Annotated in this window: 16 protein-coding genes; 3 read left to right on the top strand and 13 right to left on the bottom strand. The window is 49.7% G+C overall.

The window, feature by feature from the left end:
* Window positions 1-497: 497 nt before the first annotated feature.
* The 4 genes from RQP52_RS25315 to RQP52_RS25300 form a co-directional block, all read right to left on the bottom strand.
* Window positions 498-2,021 carry a DHA2 family efflux MFS transporter permease subunit gene (locus RQP52_RS25315; protein ID WP_315954411.1) on the bottom strand — a complete coding sequence of 508 codons (1,524 nt, stop codon included), beginning with the start codon at window positions 2,019-2,021 and terminating at the stop codon, window positions 498-500.
* Between the two features lies 1 nt (window position 2,022).
* Window positions 2,023-2,559 (bottom strand): PadR family transcriptional regulator, encoded by a 537-nt coding sequence (locus tag RQP52_RS25310; protein WP_315954410.1) that lies wholly within the window; start codon window positions 2,557-2,559, stop codon window positions 2,023-2,025.
* Window positions 2,560-2,703: 144 nt separating this feature from the next.
* Window positions 2,704-3,840, bottom strand: a complete 1,137-nt coding sequence (locus RQP52_RS25305) for a glycoside hydrolase family 88 protein (protein ID WP_315954409.1) — start codon at window positions 3,838-3,840, stop codon at window positions 2,704-2,706.
* Between the two features lie 23 nt (window positions 3,841-3,863).
* On the bottom strand, window positions 3,864-5,774 hold the full coding sequence (locus RQP52_RS25300; protein ID WP_315954408.1) for a heparinase II/III domain-containing protein: 1,911 nt from the start codon (window positions 5,772-5,774) through the stop codon (window positions 3,864-3,866).
* 222 nt (window positions 5,775-5,996) lie between these two features.
* Here RQP52_RS25300 and RQP52_RS25295 point away from each other — a divergent pair, with 222 nt between their 5' ends.
* The gene (locus RQP52_RS25295; protein WP_315954407.1) at window positions 5,997-7,226 is read left to right on the top strand and encodes an MFS transporter; all 1,230 of its coding nucleotides are present in this window, start codon (window positions 5,997-5,999) and stop codon (window positions 7,224-7,226) included.
* Window positions 7,227-7,337: 111 nt separating this feature from the next.
* On the opposite strand, the gene RQP52_RS25290 is transcribed toward RQP52_RS25295, so the two are convergent.
* From RQP52_RS25290 to RQP52_RS25255, 8 genes are all read right to left on the bottom strand, one after another.
* Window positions 7,338-10,580 carry an Ig-like domain-containing protein gene (locus RQP52_RS25290; protein ID WP_315954406.1) on the bottom strand — a complete coding sequence of 1,081 codons (3,243 nt, stop codon included), beginning with the start codon at window positions 10,578-10,580 and terminating at the stop codon, window positions 7,338-7,340.
* 132 nt (window positions 10,581-10,712) lie between these two features.
* Window positions 10,713-11,330 carry a flavin reductase family protein gene (locus tag RQP52_RS25285; protein WP_379173389.1) on the bottom strand — a complete coding sequence of 206 codons (618 nt, stop codon included), beginning with the start codon at window positions 11,328-11,330 and terminating at the stop codon, window positions 10,713-10,715.
* A 20-nt stretch (window positions 11,331-11,350) separates the two neighbouring features.
* The gene (locus RQP52_RS25280; RefSeq protein ID WP_315954404.1) at window positions 11,351-11,959 is read right to left on the bottom strand and encodes an alpha/beta hydrolase; all 609 of its coding nucleotides are present in this window, start codon (window positions 11,957-11,959) and stop codon (window positions 11,351-11,353) included.
* On the bottom strand, window positions 11,956-12,909 hold the full coding sequence (locus tag RQP52_RS25275; protein WP_315954403.1) for a ring-cleaving dioxygenase: 954 nt from the start codon (window positions 12,907-12,909) through the stop codon (window positions 11,956-11,958). The genes RQP52_RS25280 and RQP52_RS25275 overlap by 4 nt, the downstream gene beginning before the upstream one ends.
* A 70-nt stretch (window positions 12,910-12,979) precedes the next feature.
* Entirely contained in the window at window positions 12,980-13,381 is a 402-nt protein-coding gene (locus RQP52_RS25270) for a DoxX family protein (protein ID WP_315954402.1), read from the bottom strand.
* A gap of 98 nt (window positions 13,382-13,479) precedes the next feature.
* Window positions 13,480-13,923, bottom strand: coding sequence for a MarR family winged helix-turn-helix transcriptional regulator (locus tag RQP52_RS25265; protein ID WP_315954401.1), 444 nt, complete (start codon window positions 13,921-13,923; stop codon window positions 13,480-13,482).
* Between the two features lie 410 nt (window positions 13,924-14,333).
* A complete protein-coding gene (locus tag RQP52_RS25260) occupies window positions 14,334-16,082 on the bottom strand; it encodes an ABC transporter ATP-binding protein (RefSeq protein WP_315954400.1) in 1,749 nt (582 codons plus the stop codon).
* A 22-nt stretch (window positions 16,083-16,104) separates the two neighbouring features.
* Window positions 16,105-17,847, bottom strand: coding sequence for an ABC transporter ATP-binding protein (locus RQP52_RS25255; protein WP_315954399.1), 1,743 nt, complete (start codon window positions 17,845-17,847; stop codon window positions 16,105-16,107).
* A gap of 188 nt (window positions 17,848-18,035) precedes the next feature.
* Here RQP52_RS25255 and RQP52_RS25250 point away from each other — a divergent pair, with 188 nt between their 5' ends.
* The gene (locus tag RQP52_RS25250; RefSeq protein ID WP_315954398.1) at window positions 18,036-18,728 is read left to right on the top strand and encodes a hypothetical protein; all 693 of its coding nucleotides are present in this window, start codon (window positions 18,036-18,038) and stop codon (window positions 18,726-18,728) included.
* A gap of 130 nt (window positions 18,729-18,858) precedes the next feature.
* Window positions 18,859-20,247: a threonine synthase gene (gene thrC, locus RQP52_RS25245; RefSeq protein WP_315954397.1), complete on the top strand. Its 1,389-nt coding sequence runs from the start codon at window positions 18,859-18,861 to the stop codon at window positions 20,245-20,247.
* A 60-nt stretch (window positions 20,248-20,307) separates the two neighbouring features.
* Here the strand turns inward: thrC and RQP52_RS25240 are convergent, their stop codons facing one another.
* Window positions 20,308-20,967, bottom strand: coding sequence for a glycosyltransferase (locus RQP52_RS25240; protein WP_315954396.1), 660 nt, complete (start codon window positions 20,965-20,967; stop codon window positions 20,308-20,310).
* Between the last annotated feature and the right edge of the window lie 43 nt (window positions 20,968-21,010).

Here is a 21,010-nt window from a genome sequence, read left to right as displayed (position 1 = left end):
ATTCCAATGAGGCGCCTTCAAACCCTACTAAATTAGCTCAAAATCGAACACTGGGTTGGATTTCATCCAATGAAAGGTGCTTTTTGACTAGCTAAATCGCCCTTTCGTTGGATTCTATCCAACGAAGCAAAACGCCGAAACTTCCCAATCTGCCTCCCACTCACCATTCACCACACTTTACTCAATTCCCACTATTTACAACTTACTACTTGCTCCTTTCTCCTTTACATTTACTACTTAATGCTCATTCGCCACTCCTTACTATTCACTACTCACTAGATACTACTTATCATTTGCTCCTTAACACGTGCTGCTTACCCCTTATATTATTACTCTCTACTCACCACTCAGCCGCATTACCACGCTACTTACAAATCCACGACTCCTCCTCACCTCACGACAAATCATAACCGATCCAAAAAAAGCCGCCAGCCCAAGCAGATTTCCTGCTTCAAGCTGACAGCTTCATAACTTATCCTCACCGTGAGGGAGTACTTTTACACATGAACAGGGGTGCCTTCCTGCCTCTTCGCAGCTTCAAGTCTGCTTGAACCCACGAACATTGCGGTAATGAAGCCGATAATACCTACGCAAATGCTGAGGATAAAACCGTGATTAATCGCGGTTGCCAACGCACCTTGCAGGAACTGACGGATTTCCGGCGGAATCGTTCCGCCTGCGTGCATCAGCAGCTCTGGATTCGCCAGGGTGTTGATTTTGTCAGCGGGAATGCCAGCTTTGGCCGCACCATCTGCTATCAGGTGACTCAAGTTATTATTGACAATGGTGGACATAATCGACGCACCCATGATTCCGCCAATGCTGCGCCAGAAGCCAACGATGGAGGAGCTGACTCCCATGTATTTAGGGTCAACATTAGCGGCTATGGCACTCTGTGCAACGCTCATTAATGGACCTACTGCACCAAATCCAAGCAGAATCATAAGAGCGATCATATACCCGCTAGAGGCAGTCGGGCCAACTTTGGTCAGCAGCAACGCAACAACAATCGTCATCGTCATACTAACGAGCAGCAGCGGGCGGAAGGCAAATTTGGACTGCAAGAAACCGAAAAGAACAGCTCCGCAAATAAGGGAGGCCATCATCGGCGTCAGCACGCCATTAGAGTTGGTTTGACCTAGGACAGCGACGGAGAAAATAGGCAGATAGGTGATGGCAGAGAACATCAGGACTCCTTGGCAGAAGACGATGATGCTGGTTCCTAGCACCATTTTGTTCTTGAAAATGTTGAGTGGAAGGACCGGCTCGGCAGCCCGCTTTTCAACTAGAATAAAGAAAACGGCAAAAACCACCGACACAGCAAACAAGCCAATTTCCTGCCACGAGTTCCAAGCGTAATCTTTCCCGCCCCATTCCAGCGCCAGCATGAGTGAAACGGTTGTGATAATGAGAAATAAGGTGCCAAGATAATCAATTTTCGGTTTGCGTTCCGAACGCGTCTCTTTCAAAGCAATGATCAGAACGAGCATAGAAGCCAATCCGATCGGGACGTTGATATAAAAATTCCATCTCCAACCTAGATGTTCGGCAATAAAACTACCCAGCTGTGGACCCGCTACGGAAGAAAGGCCGAAAATCGCCCCGAAAACCCCTGACATTTTGGCAGCATCCTTCGGATCGTTAAAGATTGTATAGATAATCGTGAAACTAATGGGCAATAACGCGCCAGAACCGATTCCCTGAATGACTCTGAACAAAATGAGCTGATCCACGCTTTGCGCCATCCCGCATAAGGCCGAACCAATCAGAAACAGGCCGATCCCGATCAGGTAAAACATTTTTCTGCCGAATAAATCCGACATTTTTCCAAACACTAGCATGGTACTCGTCGCCGCCAGCATATACGCGGTAAATACCCAGCTGATTTTATCAAATACGTTGAAATCCTCACTTAGCTTGCTAATGCAGGAAGCGACGATTGTATTATCCAATGATGACATCAATAAACCTAACGCCATGGCTAAAATAATCAGTTTCTTATTTGAACCTGAACCATTCATGTTAATCCCTCTCCTCATGCTCTACATTTCTAAGCCGAATCAGACCTTCCGTAATCATCTCGAGCTTAGCTTCATAATTCTTCATACCAATTTGAATACAGATGACTTGCGAAGGATGCATCTTATCCTTGTACAACGCGCGCAAGTCTTTCAGCTGATCTAGCTGTTCCATGATTTGGATCTGTGCTTTCTCCAGCCACTCGATGACCTTGCTATTCCCCACATATTCGCCAAAAAACAGTCTCATCAGGAAATCTGATTTCACATTCTCCGCTTCAATCGGGCTTTGCAAGTATTCGTTAAACTGTTTTTTTCCTTTCTCTGTGATGGTGTAAACATTCTTGTTCGGCTTCCCATCCTGCAAAATGCTTTCCTTCGTCAGCAGCTCATCCTTCTCCATTCGGTGAAGCATGGGATAGATCGTTCCGTAACTAGAGCTATAGAAATAGGAATATAAAGTTTCGAATAATTGTTTAATTTCATAACCAGTTAACGAACGATCCATTAATGTTCCTAAAATGACGTCCTGACTGTTCAAGATGAGATCTCCTCCACAAATGCTTATATTTTATATTTCGATTGTTAATATATCATATTGATATATGTTGTGTCTATATATGAAAACTGCAAATAAAAAAGCTGCCCAAAGTCATTTCTGACCTCAGACAGCTTATTCGAATGCCTACCAGAACAACTCCCCGTGCCCTAATAGCCGGGATAAGCCTTCCACAAAGTAATAATCGCCGTAAATTAGCGGCACATCCACATTCTTGCCTTCCGGGTAATGGCTGGTACCGTGAAGGATCAGTCCTTCCTCCACCTCCGAGTCCCACGCGCCGTAGTTCGTGTAAAGCGAGTGCAGGATGCGCTCACCCGTTTGACGGTACAGGCTGCTCTCTTGGCCGCTAACCTGCTCTGCGATCAAAAGCAAACCGCAGGCCGCACAAGCGCCTGCCGACGTATCGCGATAAGCCGTGATTCCCTCCGGTAAACGGAAATCCCAATGCGGCACATGATCCTCCGGCAAGTTGGCTATGAAAAAATGCGCTGCGCGCTTGGCGGCATCCAGATACCTCGCATCTCCCGTATGGAGATGACTAAGCGCCATGCCGTAAATCGCCCACGCCGTGCCGCGCGACCAGCCGGAATCAGGGGCGAAGCCCTGTCCGCCTTTCACTTCGAGCTTCTCGCCCGTGTGCGGATCGAAGATCACGATATGGTTCACAGAACCATCCGGGCGAATGAAGTGCTCTAACGCCATGTCGGCATGCCGCACGGCGATATGCGAGTACCGCGGGTCTCCGGTTGTCCGGGAGGCCCAGTGCAGCAGCGGCAGGTTCATCATGCAATCGATGATGGCCCAGCCGGCATTGTCCTCGCCTTCGCGCCACGGGTTCCAGGCGCGGATGTAGTTGCCCTGCACGTTGAAGCGTGCAGCGAGCAAATTCGCCGCTAGCAAGCCGCGGCGTTTGGAGTCCTCCGCGCCTAGCAGCTTGTAGCGCGCAACGCTCGTCAGCGTCCACATGAAGCCGATATCATGATCTAAGCGGTAATAATCTGCGATGACTTGATCGAGCTGCCCCTCACAGGACTCAGCCAGCAGCTTCAGCTGCTCGTCTTGCGTGTCGCGGTACAACAGCCACAGCAGTCCCGTCCAGAAGCCGGCTGTCCACCAAGACGCAGGCTCCAGTTGGTATTCGCCCTTCACGCTGGCATGAGGGAAGCGGTCTCCGATTCTTTGGCTTGTCTTTGCTACTTTATGAACTGTCTTGTCCCAAGCTTCCTGAACCCAATCTAGTGAAGTATTCGAAGTACTCATGTTGGTCACATCCTAAGTTAATTTTATTGAAAGTCAAATCTAAACGCAGCATGAATGTTCAGGTTTGAATCGGACAACACACCCGGCTTCAACTTAAAATCAAGCGCATAACATGTCTCCGGCTGATCAAAATGATTCACGTGATGGAGAGTCTCGACCTCCCAATCAAACAGATCCATGTCATAAGAAACGAGAACCCGCGCTTCTGCCGATGCCGCTATGACAATTCGCCCATCCTCCGCTTGCTGCGGAAGGTGCCATGCCATGAACCGCTCCACCACTGCTGTTGGGGCTTGTGCGAATTCGTAGATGTCGGTTACCTCTAGAGTTGGCGGCTCTGTTTTGTGCCAAGTGAATCGACGTACAAGTTCATTAAGCTTCTCTGTGTCATAGGCGCTGGATATTTCTAATGCGAAATCATCCTGCTCCTCATTGCTGCTATATTTCAGCACCTCTGCCCGATGCTCCGCTCCAGCTTGTTGATACAAGCCGTCAATGATCGGTACAGAGTGGCTTTGCGAGCCGTTGCACAAAATTTCATAGCGCTCCGGTCCAAAATATTTCCGCGAATATTGCCCGCTCCCCAGATCGGGAAGCAGCGTTTCGCCTTGCGCATACAGGATGAAATGTCCGATGTCATTATGATTATGCGGTTCATTATTATGCCCGCCTTTGGCCGCGAAAACATAAGCGCCCTGCTCTTGAAGCTGTCTGGACACCAGCCACTGGGCATCCGGCAAATAGTAAGCCGCCGTTTGCCAAGCGCTTTCCTCGATGTCCTCTAAAGACCAGAGCAAATTCCTTAACGCAGGCGCCCATCTGCTGCAGTGATCATCCCGGAAACCTGCGCGCAGCGACAGCTCGGGATGCTCAATCTCCGGATAAAGCTGCTTCAGATAGCCGCTTAATCCCATAAAGATCCCCGCCTCCCCTTGCGAGTCGGAGAAATTCACAACCTTCCTCCCGTGGAGGAAGCTTTTTTGCTGGAACAAGGCCACCTGCCGCACCTTGTCCGTCTGGAACCAATTGACGGCGCCACCGGTACGCCGCAGGATCAAATTAGCGGCATAGGTGAAATAGCCGAAGCCGTACTGCCAATACATGTACCCTTCGGTACATGCTCCGTCTTCTTCGAAGCCGCTAAGGTACGAAGCGAGCGCGGGAAAAGCTCGCTCCAGCACCGCTGCGAGCTCGTCCTCGTCTTGCAGCGTGTAAATCGCTGCTGCGGCAATGGAGCCTCCGCAGACAGAGGCCCAGTTGTGAGTCGCGGTCTCCCAGTGGCTGGGAGCCTGCGTCACAAAGGGCCGCAGAATGCGGCGCAGCACTTCTTCGCGGATACGTACGCGGAGAAGTTGCGGCAGCGCGTCGCCGAGCAGCGCGCTGATTTCGCTGAGCGCGAAGGCTGTCTCCGCCGCGAAGAGATCAATTGTGAACGACTCCGTGGAGTGGTTCACAAGCCCCTCCGCCGCATATTGCGCCTCTTCGGCGGACCTCATTTCCGGCCCATGCAAAATATGCGCAGGCAAACACCATGTATACTCATCCAAAATAGTAGCAATTGTATCAGAAAGCGCATCCAGATATGGGCTGTCCGCCCCTTCTAACCATGCTAATAAACCAAATGTCGTCAATCGATTGCGACGGCGGAAATAAACAAGCTCATATTCCCTTCGAGAACCTGTTGTGGAGAATAAACGAAACAAAGAATACGTCAACGTCGGAATCGTTTCCTGCAGAAGCTTGTCCCCTTCTTCTCGAATCTCCTGGATAAGCTGTTTGCTTTCCTTGCCTTGCAGCAAGCGTGCCTTTACTTGCAGGGGCGTTTCCGCCTGAAACAGCAGCTGTGAAGGGGTATTTGACACAGCTAGCAGGGCTGCTTTTACATTTTCCAAGTTCAAGTTGTCTACAGATACACTCATCGTAATTCGACCCACTTTCCCATGTCATGTGAAGGCGGCTGGCCTTCCGTCCGAGCAGACTTCCTGGATCTTACCATTACAAGCTAGATATCTTTCATTATAAAGAATTAGAGGCCAATCGTTACCCTGTTATTTTGACTTTTTTGACTATTATCTTGACCAGTTTGGCACTATGGCGCAACATGATAGAGAGATAGATATTGAGACTAGAATTTACCGGAGAGGTTGGACAGAAAAATGAGTCATCAAGCCGTACAAGGAAGCGATGCCCCCAAAGGGCGGTTCCCGATTTCCCTGCTTTCATTAACCGCCGGCGCCTTTGCCATTGGCATGACGGAGTTTGTAATTATGGGCCTTTTGCCCAATGTTGCGGAAGACTTGCATGTTACCATCTCACAAGCCGGCCAGCTTATCACAAGCTATGCCATGGGGGTAGCGATCGGTGCTCCGATTCTTGCTTTGTTCACGAACAAACTGCCGCAAAAGCTGCTGTTATGCCTGTTAATGGGTGTGTTCATCTTAGGCAACGCCATCAGCGTCATCGCGCCCAATTACGCCATCCTGATGGGCGCTCGCATTGTGACAGCGCTAGCTCACGGGACGTTCTTCGGCGTAGGCGGCGTTATCGCCGTGCATCTGGTTCGCCCGGATCGACGGGCGGCGGCGATCTCGATTATGATGGCCGGTCTTACGATCGCCAATATTATGGGCATCCCGTTCGGCACTTTCATCGGGCAGCAGCTCGGGTGGCGCGCCTCGTTCGGTGCGATTGTCCTGATGGGCATTGTCTCGCTCATCGGCATTATGTTCTTAATCCCGCGCGTGCAGCAGGAGAAAAGTGCGGGTATTCTTCAGCAGTTCCGTGCTTTAACGCAGCCCAAGCTGCTGTTGATGCTGCTCATGGGCGCGCTGGGCAGCGGGAGCTTGTTCACCGTTTTCACGTATATTACACCGCTGCTGGAACAAGTGACTGGCTTCTCGGAGCATCGTGTTGCATGGATTCTCGTTCTTTTCGGCTTTGGCGTTACTTTCGGCAATATCATTGGCGGCAAGCTTGCCGACTGGAAGCTCATGCCGGCATTACTGGGTAATTACGCGGCTTTGGCCCTCATTCTTGTTATTTTTAATATCACGGTTCATCTGCCCGCTGCTGCTGTCATCACCATTTTCGTCTGGGGAGCGGCTGCGTTCGGCATTCTGCCGGGGTTGCAGCTGCGCATTATGACGATGGCGAAGGACGCGCCTATGCTCGCCTCCACCTCGAACCATTCGGCGAATAATCTCGGCAATGCCAGCGGCGCCTTTATCGGCGGGTGGGTCATCACCCATATGGGGCTGACCTATCTCCCTTGGGCTGGGGCTTTGCTGCCAGTGCTGGGACTGCTGATCGGCTTTGTCAGCTATGGGTTGGAGCGGAAAGAGAAGCGCGCGAACGCAAATCCGAGCGGGCAAAAACTGGCGGGGTAGTTCGTAGGACAAACCTGACCCTCAAATAGCGGACTCCAGTTCCCTCCGGCAATCAGAGAACAACAAAAGGCATACCCACCAGTAGTTACTACTGAGGGTATGCCTTTTCTGTTATGGCCGCTGCGATTCCGCGGTAACCGGCTCAATTAACTTCAATAACGCGATGACGTCCGCTTTATCGAACGTTCTATTGCCATCCATATCGTAGCGCAATGGCGTCACGGCGAGAACGTTGGTGATATCCCAAAGCTTCTCCCCTTTTTGATAAAAAAGGGACACGATATGTTCGGTCGAAGCTGTACCGTCCGAGCTTACTACTTTGACTTGGAATCGGTTCAGTCCTTCCACGAAAGTAACGGGTTCGCTTTGTCCGTTCGACACTGCGATGGCTGAACCCAGCTCGCCGCTCTGCGGATCCATTCGCTTCAACGAGGTGCTAGTGCCCTCTTCGGAAGAAGCTGCGTGGAAGACGAATGCCGGGCTAGCGCCATGAACAACAGCTGAGGTCCACGGCGTGGATGTTGGCAGCACTTTGCCATAGTCATCACTCGTGAGCGAAAGCTGTACCAAGGCAGGCTGTACAACAACTGTCACCGCTTGGGACTCCGTGCCGTCTGTGATGCCGCTTCTTTCGTACAGCGCTGTAAATCGGTGTGTACCGGAATTCACGCCTGTTAAGCTAATTTCGGCGTTCCCGTACACATCCGTCGTTACCCTCGCTCGTTCAGTGCCGTTCTCTCTCAATGAAATGTAGCCGGGTTGATTCAGGTCACCGATCAAGTTCCCTACAGATGCGGAGAATTGAATAGGTTCTCCAAGCTGAAAAATGCCACTCGGATGATTCAAAATGAGTACGGTCCCCTGCGTATTGGGTTTGATGATTTGAGTGATCGGGGCTGAAATTCGCTCCTCGTGCACCAAATCAGGAATGTACGCGGCCTGAATGTCGTATGTCCCAGGCAGCAAAGCTGCTGATGTAAGAGTAGCAGTCCCTGCCGAGTCAAGTTCTATTGGTGTGCCCAGTAAATTGCCGCCACTAAAAACAATATGACCGCCAGGGATCTGCGGTTCTCCATTCGTATTCGTCACATGAGCGGTAAATGTAATTGGACTTCCGTAATAAACAGCCTCCGTTACTGAAGCGGTAACCATGACGGCAACAGGGATCGGTTTGATCTGCAGGCTGCTGCTCGTTGATACCCCGTCAAGGTGTTCGTGATCCCCCAAGTAGTTGGCGACGACGGTATGTGTTCCAACGGCCAGCTGGTCGGTCTCCCAAATCGCTGTCCCGTTCGTCAGCGTCATAGCCCCCGGCCAATTGCTGAAGCCTCCTGTACCCGAAAGTGTGACCGTCCCCGTAGGTACGGAAGCTCCGCTGCCTGCATTAACTACCTGCACCGTTATACTCACCGTGTGCCCATAGACACTTTCTCCCGTTTGCGGTGCCACAGACAGGTGAACCGTAACCGGCGCTTTGGTTACCGGCTGGGTGATGGACTGTGAAACACTCGCAACATGGTTGCCATCACCGCTATATTCCGCCGTAATGACGAGATCGCCAACCGGCAGATCATGAGTGGTAAGCACCGCAGCGCCGTTGCTGTCTAGTGAGACCGGCACTTGCAAGCTTTCACCGTTATTTTTAAACGTAACTGTACCTGTAGGTTTAATATTAGGATTAATTGTATTTATGACCTGTGCCGTTAAAGTCGTCGATTCACCAACTGAAATCCCACCCGATGACGACAGGGTTGTTGATGTGCTTGCTTTGTTAACGGTATGCCCGACAGCCGTTGCTAGACTAACCGCATGGTTGGCATCTCCGCCGTACTCCGCTTTAAACGCGTGGGATCCCGCCGATAAAAGATTCGGCATCGTCCAATCAGCCGTTCCTGCATTTAGTGTCGCGGTACCCAAGGTGGTTGCACCATCTTTGAATGTTACGGTACCACCTGGCATAACCGAGCTGCCATTCGTATTCGCCACGGTTGCTGTTAACGTCAATGGAGTCCCGTAGGTGGAAGTCGCGTCCGTCGTTCCTGTAACCGTCAAAGTGGATGACGTAGGAATCAGATTGATCGTCACTGGAGTGGAGCTTGAACTATTCGCAGTATGGGTAAGACTTCCTCCGTAATTCGCTGTAATCGAATGGGTTCCCACGTCCAAATTGGAGGCCGTCCAGGTTGCCGTTCCCGAATTCAACGTCCCTGTGCCAAGCACTGTCGAACCGTCCTTAAACGTCACGGTACCCGTCGGTACAAAAATGCTTGCCAAGCCATTCGCCACGGTTGCCGTCAACGTTACCGAATTCCCATAAGCTGTACTTCCGGGACTAGCGCTAACCGCCACTACGGTTGGTATCCCCAGCACGGATTGCGACAAACTGCTTGACGTACTGCCGAGATGCTGACCATCACCATCGTAAGTAGCCGTGACCGAGTAACCGCTAACCGGCAACGACGACGTTGTAAAGCTAGCAAAGCCACTTCCGTTGACACTCATAGAGCCCAGGATATTGCTGCCTTCTCTAAAAGTAACCGTTCCCCCCGGCATAACCGGATTGCCACCTGTGTTGGCGACTGTCGCCGTGAAGGTGATCGGCTCGCCGACGTAAATGAATCCGGCATTCGAGGTTAGCGTGGTATTGGTTTGAATCTTAGCAACCGTATGTACAAAGGTAGACGTCTTTGAGTCATGAATACCATCGCCGCTTGAATAATTAGCTGTTATCGTATGTGCACCTACGGCTAGACCGGAAAAGGACATGGCCGTATAAGCGTTGTAATTTTCAAGCTCCCCCCAAGTTCGTGTCGTGAGTACATTATCTTGGCCGACAAGTGTAACTGTTTTGGCCACTTTATCTACTGTGATACCTGTCACGTAACGATTCCCCGAAAGCTGCCAGGACTTTACCAAATTGTTATTCGCATCAAAGGCATACAAATACACATAGAAATTGTTATCCGTATCGCTGTACGCCCAGTAATTCAGCCCGCCCCACTGAATCACAGGACAGTCCGAACAAGTCAATTTTTTGCCAGACTGCACCGGAGCAAGCCCAGCGCTCCTAGAAACAACCTCCGGCTCTGAAGCAACAAGCTCCAGCGGTCCCCCAATCAACGTACTCCCATCGTAGAACGTTACATTCCCTGTTGGGGTAGACCCGTTCGCTGCACGATCCGCCACAACCGAAGTAAATTGCACTGACTCTCCGTATATGGACGAAGATGGGCCCGTTATCATTTGTTCCACTGTTGTAGTTGCATAAGCTGCAGGCTGGTAGAAGTTAACCAACAACGCGACCATTAGAACTGCGCTGATCCAACGCAGCTTATTCCCATTTTTCCGTTTCACTATCATTCCTCCGCCCTGCGTAACTCTAGTAAGTATACTAAATTTATCGGGTTTTCGGTGCATAAAATGAATAGAAAAAAGCCATCTGCCCCCATCAACCGCGGGTACAAATGGCTTTTCACGTCTCATACGTCAAACAGGACGCTCTATCTCAAACTGCTCTCCCAATTTCGCATAGGAGTTGCCCGCCAGCCGGCTCACCGGTCTCAATTTCTGAGCATCAATATGACCCTTGTCGTACAACTCATTGGCGATGTGAAAATGCACCACTCGGCCGATCAGCAAATCCGCAGAAGGGGCGTCTTCCGTCCCCCCAAGCGGGATGGCTCGCTCGAGAACACACTCCATCCGGATGCTGGCTTCCGCGATGCCCGGTACAGCTACCTTCACACTTGGAACAGGTGTCAGGCCAGCTAACACCACTTCGCTTTCATCAGACGGCAGTGCAGCAGCCGTTTGATTGATCTCGTTGACATACGATTCGTCAGAGATATGAACAACGAGTTCCCCTTTGGCGATAGCATTACGTGATGTATCTTTGCGTTCGCCCTGTCGCCGCTGTACGGACACGGCGATCATCGGCGGGTCCGCCGTCACAATCGTGAAGTAACTGAACGGTGCGGCATTAAGGACATCCTCTGTCGAGAGCGTCGTGACAAATGCGATAGGCCTGGGAATAATGCTGCCGATCAGCAGCTTGTAATTCTCCCGTTCGGTTTGATTCGAAGGGTCGATGGCGATCACAGACATCACCCCTTTACTTGTTATTTTTAAGTTAAATTTGCTTTAAACCAAGTGCCCGCCGCATCAACTTCCGAACGAGTCAATTGATGTCCGGCATTTTCCCAATGGACTTCGATCTCAGCCCCCACCTCGCCTAGCAGCTTCTGCAGCTCTTCGGTCTCTTCCGGCGAACAGATGGGATCATTGCGGCCAGCCCCGATAAAGACGGGGGTGTCGGTCAAATCCGGAAGCTGGATACCGCGCCGCGGCACCATCGGATGATGCAGGATCGCGCCTCGAAGCGCATCCGGATAGTGGAACAACAGGCTGCCCGCAATATTGGCGCCATTGGAGTAGCCGATGGCCACCATATTCCGGCGGTCAAAGCCATGCTCTACGGCGGCTTCATCCAAGAAGTCGTTCAGCTCTTTGGTACGGAAGATGAGGTCCTCCTCATCGAAGATACCTTCCGCGAGTCTGCGAAAGAACCGCGGCATCCCATTCTCAAGCACATTGCCTCTGATGCTTAATACGGATGACGCCGGGGAGATAGCTTGCGCCAGCGGCAGAAGATCGCGCTCGGTGCCGCCGGTCCCGTGCAAGAGCACGAGCACCGGAGCCGTTACATCTGTTCCTTGTTGGAAAATATGTCTCATTGTCCGTTCCCCTCCAATTCACGCACCGCGATCGGTGGCAGGTTGCGCTCGATTTGTGCACGGTTTGCTTCGAACCATTCCGGCAACATGATTTTCTCACCAAGCGCCTCAGGAGCTTCATCTCTTGCGAAACCTGGAGGATCTGTCGCGATTTCGAACAGAATGCCGCCTTCTTCACGGAAGTAGATCGCGTTAAAATATTGACGGTCTACAATCGGCGTCGGATGGTACCCGCTGTTCTGCACATGATTTCTCCATAGTTCATGCTCAGCATCATCTTTGGCCCGCCATGCGATGTGGTGAACCGTACCCGCTCCGCCTGCTCCATATGGCATTGGATTCACAAGAATGTCGATGATATTCCCAATATCGCCAAATGATTTGAAGCGAGCGTAAGCTCCCTCTTGCCCCACTTTCTCAAGCCCCATGACCTGCTCAAGCAGCTGCGATGTTTTGTCCGGAGCCGTGCTGTAGAGGATAGCGCCACCGAAGCCTTTGATCGCTTTGTCAGCAGGAATGCCGCCAAATGACCACGTGCTAGGAGCTCCTTGCTCACGCTCAACGATTTCCAATTTCAAGCCGTCGTGATCTTCGAATTGCAGATAGGTCTCATGGAATCTTTCTGTTTTCTCAAAGGCTACGCCGAATTTGGTCAGACGCGCTTCCCAGAAGGCAAGACTGCCTGTAGGGACCGCATATGTTGTGATACCTACTTGGCCGCCGCCGATACGCCCTTTGCGGGAACCAGCCCAAGGGAAGAACGTGATGATTGTTCCTGGCGTGCCATGCTCATCGCCGAAGTAGAGATGGTACACTTCAGGTGCGTCGAAGTTGATTGTTTTTTTGACCAGACGTAATCCCAGAATGCCCGCGTAGAAATCTACAGTTCCTTGTGCGCTTTGAACGAAAGCTGTTATATGGTGAATACCTGCTGTTTGTTGTTTTGTCATTTGAATACACTCCTCATAATTAGTTTTAATAGTTAGTTTTAGTTATGTCCTGCCGTATGAAGAAAGAATCTTAGAATAATAATGCATCAATGGAGTAGGCGCCAGCGCCGGTTAGTGCTACACCTATAACAACTGCAAGCAGCAGTAAATTGTACTCATAACCGCCTGTTGTGTTCCAGTAGCCGTTTTTGCCATGTACTTTGGCAATCGCCATCACCATCGTCAACGCAATCAGCAAGGAAGCAAACACAGTGCCTAAACCCGCTGCGAACAATAATCCACCTGCAAACTCCATCAGGCCCGCCATAACCGCCATCGCGACACCAGGCTTAATGCCAATGGACTCCATCCAACCGCCCGTTCCTTTCGGACCGTAGCCCCCGAACCAGCCAAACAATTTCTGAGAGCCATGGGCCATGAAGCTAAGCCCCACAACCAAGCGGATCAGCAACAATCCTAATGCGATACTCATCAATGATCTCCTCCATTTCAAATTTAAGAATCTTTAATTTAAGATATTAGGCATAAGGTAAAGTAGTTACTCCTCCGTTTTGAGGACAAACTACTTTTCTATTTGAAACCGTCTTGGGCGAACTTGCCGAGCTTTTTTAACAATTGACTAGCGACTCTTTTCTCTTCGGCAGTAAGACCAGCCACCGCGTTCTCAATCACTTCAATATGCTGAGGAAAAACTTCTTCAATAAACTGCTTGCCTTTAACCGTAATTTCCGCAAAAACAAGTCTTCGGTCTTCCGTGGATGTCCGGCGGACAACAAACTCTTTCTTCTCCAGCTTATCGACCACGTAGGTGATATTTCCACTGCTCATCAGCACTTTGGAGCCGATTTGTTGAATAGGCTGTGCTCCTTTATGATAAAGAAGTTCCAGTACACCGAATTCAGTCCGGTTTAATCCATGCTTGCGGATATCGCGGTCGCCGTGTGCATTGACCCATTCACTTGCTCTGGAAAGTGCGATGTAGAGATCCAAGGAATCGTTTCGTGTTTCGCTCATTAGGTTCACCTCATTTCATCGTTGGTTTCGTTTATGTTTGATGTCTTGATTTAAAGATACTTTAATTTAAGATAAATGTCAACACCTGATTTTAAAATTTGTTGTTTGATGGACGTTTCACTCTACTCTCACGGACTCAACTGCAGCTATTTCTATGATTTGCCAACGTTTTTAGGAGTTATCGGACTGAGGAGCCGTTATCTGCTCTTAATAGTGTCGTTTTTAGCTAAATTCAAGGCATTAGCGGCGCGTGTGTGTCCGTTAAATGCTAAATTCAACCCTGTAACGAGTAGATAAGGTCATCTCAGTCCGTTAGTTAGCTCCATCATCCAAACTTCCGCACATTCGGTCCAGCACACCTTCTTCCTTCAAAAGAGGATGTGCTTTCCTGCTGTCTGCAGCTCAATCCTTTAACCCACCACAGCCGACTCGCCCTTCTGCAGTTGGTACATCTTCGCGTACCGGCCATTCAGCGCCATCAGCTCATCGTGATTGCCGCGCTCCGCAATTTCCCCGCGGTGCAGCACAAGTATCTGATCCGCATCGCGGATCGTAGACAGCCTATGCGCGATGACGAGTGTCGTGCGCCCTTCGCTGACAACCTTCAGCGCCTGCTGGATCAGCCCTTCGGTCTCGCTGTCGATGCTCGCTGTCGCTTCGTCCAATATGAGGATGGACGGGTCGAAGGCGAGCGCTCGCGCGAAGGAGATCAGCTGCCGCTGCCCAGAGGACAACGTGCTGCCCCGCTCCACAACCTGTTCGTCGTAGCCATGAGGCAGCTGCTCGATGAAAGGTGCTGCGCCGACATCTTTTAGTGCGCTTTTTACACGATCGATAGAAATCTCCTCATTATAGAGGCTTACATTAAACTTAATATCCCCTGCAAATAAGAATGGATCCTGCAGCACGATGCCCATATGTTTCCGCAGCGCCTGTTTGGACATCGACCTGATGTCACGCCCATCAATAGTAATACTGCCTTCATTGGGTTCATAAAAACCAAGCAGCAGGTTCATAATTGAGCTTTTGCCTGAGCCAGTATGGCCTACGAGCGCGATCGTTTCCCCTTTGCGAGCCTCGAAGGAAATTTGCTTCAACACATTTTCCCCTTCTTTATAGGCAAACGTAACCTGATCAAACTTCACAATTCCTTCCGGACGGCTCACCTTATCTGTTTTCTCAACGTCCTGGCCTTCCATATCCATAATAGCGAATACTTTATCTGCGGATACAAAAGCCCTTTGTGCATTGGTCAGCTGATCGAAAATCCCGATAATCGGTTGAAAAATACGCCCCAGATAATCGATAAACGCATAAAACACCCCAAAGGAAATAGCCGCTTGCAGAGATTCCCGGCCAAAATACCAAATGACCATCGCCGTCACCAAGCTCCCGATTGTACCTACAATGTTGCGGGAGGACAAGGAAAAAACGCGGAACTGCTTCAATTGATTCACATAGCGGTCTTTATTCAACACTTCAAATTCATCCAACGTCACCTTCTCGCGGCGAAAGGCTTGAATAATCGGCATGACGACGATTGATTCGTTAATCATTGCGTTCATGTCACTTAGCCTTGCGCGCATGATGGTAATGAACACTTTCGAATATTTCAAGTGAATCTTCATAATGAGAGCGAAAATTGGCGGCAGTACCAAACAATAGACAGCCAAGTGCCAATCCAGAATAAATAAGGCGACGAAAATACCGATAAGCTGCATCGTACTAACGACAAACGTCGCCATGAAACTCATGAATAAGTCGCGTATGGCCTCCGTATCGTTGGCAATTCTCGACACCACCTGACCAATTGGCGTATTGTCGAAATAACGCAGTGCGATGCGCTGGATGTGCTGCATTAAGTCCATACGCATGTTTTTGATGATTTGAAGCGCTGTGGACTGAAATAAATAGGCCTGGGAATAGTTGCAAATACTTGCTATTAAAAGCAGCCCCATGTAGAGACCAATCAATTTCAGCACAGAGGACATCTGGCTTGTATCTACGGAAAGATGCTGGTCGATGATCGTTTTTGTAATGTAGGGCCCTGCAAGCTCTGCGCTTACCGCACAGCATAATATGAGCAGCGCTCCGATGATCCTAAATTTATAGACAAGCGCGTACGAGACGAGCCTTCTTGCCGTTGATGGTTGATTCATCGTGTTTTCCTCCTTTCTTCCATTATTCGTCTAAACTTGCTTCCATTTGCTGACGGTCCCACTGTTCCCGGTACCAACCGCCAAACTGCATCAGCTGTTCGTGTGTTCCTTCTTCAATAATCCGTCCCTCATCCAGAACGAGAATCCAATTGGCGTGGCTCACCGCGGATAAACGATGGGTCGAGATCAATGTCGTTTTACCTGCCCGCTCCTTGCGGATATTTTGCAGGATGCGGCTTTCCGTCCGGGCATCTACCGCGGATAACGAGTCATCCAGCAGAAGGATCTCGGAATCGATGAGCAGGGCTCTGGCAATCGCCAAGCGCTGTTTCTGCCCGCCGGACAGCATGACCCCGTTCTCGCCGACGATCGTGGCAAGGCCTTCCGGCATTTGCTCAATATCCTGCGTGAAAGATGCCATCTCCACCGCTCGAGCGATCTCATCCGGGGGAGCGTCATGCTTGCCCAGCGCGATGTTGTCGCGAATCGATTTGGACAGCAGCAAATGCTCCTGCGGAACATAGGCCACCCAGCTTTTCACCCGATCAATCGCAATCTGCTCAATCGGTACATCAGAGATCAGCAGCTTCTCAGGAGGAATCGGGTATTGTCGCAGCAATTGCTTGAGCAGCGTGCTTTTGCCGCTTCCTGTACGTCCTACAATGCCTAAGGTTTGACCCCGCTCCAGCTCGAAAGACACATGCGCCAGGCTTGGGTGATTCGCAGTGGGATATGTGAAGCTGAGATCCTTCATTTCGATCCGATTAGGCACACTAACCGCTACCGGATTATCCACGTCTACGATATCAGCCTTCTGTGTCAGAGCCGTATCCAGTCGGTCAGCGGAGGCGCTACCGCGCTGCAGGACGTTGATAAACTCGCCGAAGGAAATCATCGGCCAGATCAGCATACCCAGATAAATGTTGAACGAAACGAGCTGTCCCAGTGAAATCTCATGATGAAACACCAGATAGGAACCATATCCGATCCCAATAGAATAACTCAAACCTACAATGAGGGAAGTTAACGGTTGAAAAAGCGCATTGAGCATCGATACGCGTTTGTTCTTATTCATCACTTCGGATGTGACTTGATCAAATGCTTTTAGATCATGATCTTCCTGTACATAGGATCGAATTACCCGAATGCCTGAAATCGATTCCAGTGCATGATCGTTCATTTTGCCGAATGAAGCTTGTGCCGCAAGGAAGCGCACTCTCACCTTTTGACCCAATTTACTGATCACAAAAGCTAGAAATGGCAGCGGAATCAACGCCGCAATCATTAATTTAAAAGAGATGAGCGATACCATCATCACAATAACAACCGATGCTCCTACTATCGTGGAGACCAACGTCATTACTCCATACCCCGAAGTTTGACCGATCGCCAGCACGTCATTCGTTGCTAACGCCATTAGCTGGCCTGTGCTGTTGCGTTGAAAGAACGCCGGCGTCATTTTCGACAAATGCGCAAGCAAGCGGCCACGAAGCACCTTTTCAACCAAAGCCGAGTTGCCGAATAATGTCGTGATCCACACATACGCCATGATGTATAGCAGAACAGCAAGTCCTATCAGCAAAAGGACCGTATGGTTGAGCGCAGTAGCGGACAAATTCCCGCTGCGGATATGGTCAATTGTATTTCCTATCATTTTAGGCGGGATAGTTGTCAATAAATTCACACCTATTAACAGACCGATTGCCAGCGCATAATATTTCCATCTTTCTTTGAAAAACCACCGAAGCTTGATGATAAAAGACAAGAATTCCACCTCTTTCCATTGTTACACACATAAATTGATTCTATAGTTTCGCTCGAGTGAAGTCCATGAGGAAGTTCGATTTAATCAAACTTTCCTGTTCCTGCAACATTTTGGAAATTTTTTATGTAAGAAGGACAGACTAATGACAACTTTACATATAGAAAGGAAGTCCTTCCATGCATCCTGTTATGAAAAAAAGTTTTGCCATTCTATCCCTATCTGCCTTGTTGACTGCGGGCACAGCTTACGGCACGCCTAGCGACACATTTGCTGCAGAATCGATGAAAGGCAACCTCACCGTCTCTTTCTCCATGAAGGAAGAGGCCAAAACAATCCAAGCGACAGGCGTCATCACTTCCATTCGTGCGGACGGCGATCATGCATTGATCCACATTCAAGGTGTAGGCACAGACGGCCTTGTTCTTAACGTCGACAAAGATACGGTCTTTCAAATGGCCGATGGCACTAAGCTTAGTCTTGCCGATTTGCATGTAGGCTTAACCGTTTTGGCTGAACATTCCATAGTGATGACGATGAGCCTGCCGCCGCAAACGCCAACGTCCAAAGTAACGGTTCTGGATGCGAAAATACAAAAAGATCTGATGGGAACAGCCGGTGTTATTGAAGAATTGCACAGCGAAAATAAGGATGATCTGCGAATCCGTGTGAAAGGCGAGGGCTTAACGGAAACTTCGCCAAGCGAAATCGTGCTGAATTTGACGAAAGATACGGCTATCGTTGACTTGAATGGGAAGAAAGTTGCGACCTCAAAGCTTGTGAAGGGCGCAAATGTGATTGGATTCTACGGACCTGCTTTGACGAAGAGCCTGCCGCCTATCGGTACTGCTTGGAAAATCGTTGTTGCTGATAAAGAAGAATAATTTTTTGTAAAAAGCTGAAATCTTCCATGCCAAATGGGAGGTTTCTTTGTTTAACGTGGCTGATCGCACTGTCCAAATGATTCGTTTTTTGATACAATAACTGAAAATTCATTCGAATAAGGGGACTAATATGGAATACATTAGCACACGCGGAAAAGTAGAACCCCTCGGCTTTATCGATGCCATCCTGATGGGATTGGCGAACGACGGTGGTTTGCTTGTTCCCAAAACGATCCCGCAACTATCCGCAGACACGCTCCAGAAGTGGCAAAACCTCTCCTACTCGGAGCTGGCTCTTGAAATTTTCTCCCTATTTATTGAAAACGAAATCCCGCGCGCAGAATTGAAACAGCTCGTTGAGGACAGCTACGGCACGTTCCGTGATGAAGCTGTAACGCCTGTTAAACGCCTGAACGATGACACTTATGTGCTGGAATTGTTCCACGGTCCAACGTTTGCTTTCAAAGACATCGCGCTGCAATTCCTGGGCAATCTGTACGGGTATGTCTCCCGCAAGACGAACTCGATTATTCACATCCTCGGCGCAACTTCCGGTGATACCGGAGCTTCCGCTATTGAAGGTGTGCGTGGCAAAGAAGGCATCCGCATCTGTATTCTTCACCCACACCAGAAGGTAAGCCGCGTGCAAGAACTGCAAATGACGACGGTTGATAGCGAAAATGTGCTGAATCTGTCCGTTGAAGGGACTTTCGACGACTGCCAACGCATTATCAAAGAGCTGTTTGCCGACGTTGAGTTCAAGCATCGCTACCACTTGCGCGCAATTAATTCCATCAATATCGCCCGCATTTTAGCGCAAACGGTCTATTACTTCTATGCTTACTTCCAAGTTACAGCTGGCGATGCAGGAGCTAAAGTTAACTTTAGCGTGCCGACTGGCAACTTTGGCGATATTTTCGCTGGTTATCTCGCTCAGAAGATGGGCCTTCCTGTTCATAAGCTCATTCTTGCGACGAATGAAAACAACATCCTTGAGCGTTTCGTGAAGGAAGGCGTGTACCAGCCTGGAGCTTTCCGCGGCACATACAGCCCTTCCATGGACATTCAAGTAGCCAGCAACTTCGAGCGCTACCTGTTCTATTTATACGGCGAAGATGCAGAAGCCGTGACCACCCTGATGGCGCAGTTCAAAGCCGAAGGTCGCATTGTAATTCCTGCCGACAAGCTGCAAGCGGTGCAGGCGGATTTCGCCGCGTACGGCGTACAGAACGAGGAATGTTTGGATACAATCAGCTCCTATTACAAGGAGTACGGCTATCTGCTTGATCCGCATACAGCGTGTGGTGTCGCTGCTGCCGACCGTATCGCAGCGGACAGCGAAGTGACGGTAGCCCTTTCCACCGCTCATCCGGCAAAATTCGATGAATCGATCCGTTTGCGCGGTATTGAGCAAACCTACCCGCAGCAAATTCAAGCTCTATTCGACAAACCGCAGTTCCAGACGGTTGTTGGCGGTTCGAATGAGGAGATCAAAGACCAGCTCGTGAAGTTCTTCTAAAATCAAAGGGACTGTCTCTGAAAGTCTGAAATGACCTTCGGAGCAGTCCCTTTTTCATGTCTACTTGAATTTTTGCGGGAATTGTTTAATAATGCCCTCTGTCAGCGCGTCGGACATCATCATAAGATGATCAGCGCCTTTATCGAACCACAGGATATCAGCATCCCAGTCTTTAGCCAGCATGGCTTTCACATCTTCCGTCAACATTTGCAAGTGAACATACATCAAATCCTGTACTGTGTTCATCGGCCAATTCGGATTAGCTTTGCTTAAAAAGGAGGCGATATCGTCAGCGTTGCGGTACCAGTCCTTGTTCACTTTGTCGAACTCAGCCGTATTTCCACTTTTCGCCGCGTCTACTACTTTGCCAGCGATTACAATATGCTCCGTCAACAGCTCACCCAGCTTGTTCCCGGCATCCTCTCCGTAGAAAGGCTTTATCGCATTCCCAATATCCTTCTGATTTCTTAACAGCCTAGCCAGTGTTTTATCTTTATTTTCTAGACCGGCCAAAGCGCTTACCACATAATTGCGGGTCCAAATCGCGTGATCCATCCATAGCCTTCTTAAGTCGCTTTTCAACTGCACCATCGATTGCGTGTACATCATCTGTTTAGCGGCCACTGCACGATCATCCATCTGCGCTTCTGCCCGAAGTGGAGCCGTACTGAACGCAATAGAGAGAGAGAGCAGCGTTAACTTGATCCATTTGCCTTGCATAGGTAGATTCTCCTTTTCATCTAAATCGGAAACAGCTCGTTAT

It is taken from the genome of Paenibacillus violae, from assembly GCF_032461945.1.
GTDB lineage: Bacteria > Bacillota > Bacilli > Paenibacillales > NBRC-103111 > Paenibacillus_E > Paenibacillus_E violae.
Note: the sequence above shows the minus strand (reverse complement) of the source record. Positions and strands in the feature narration are given on the sequence as shown.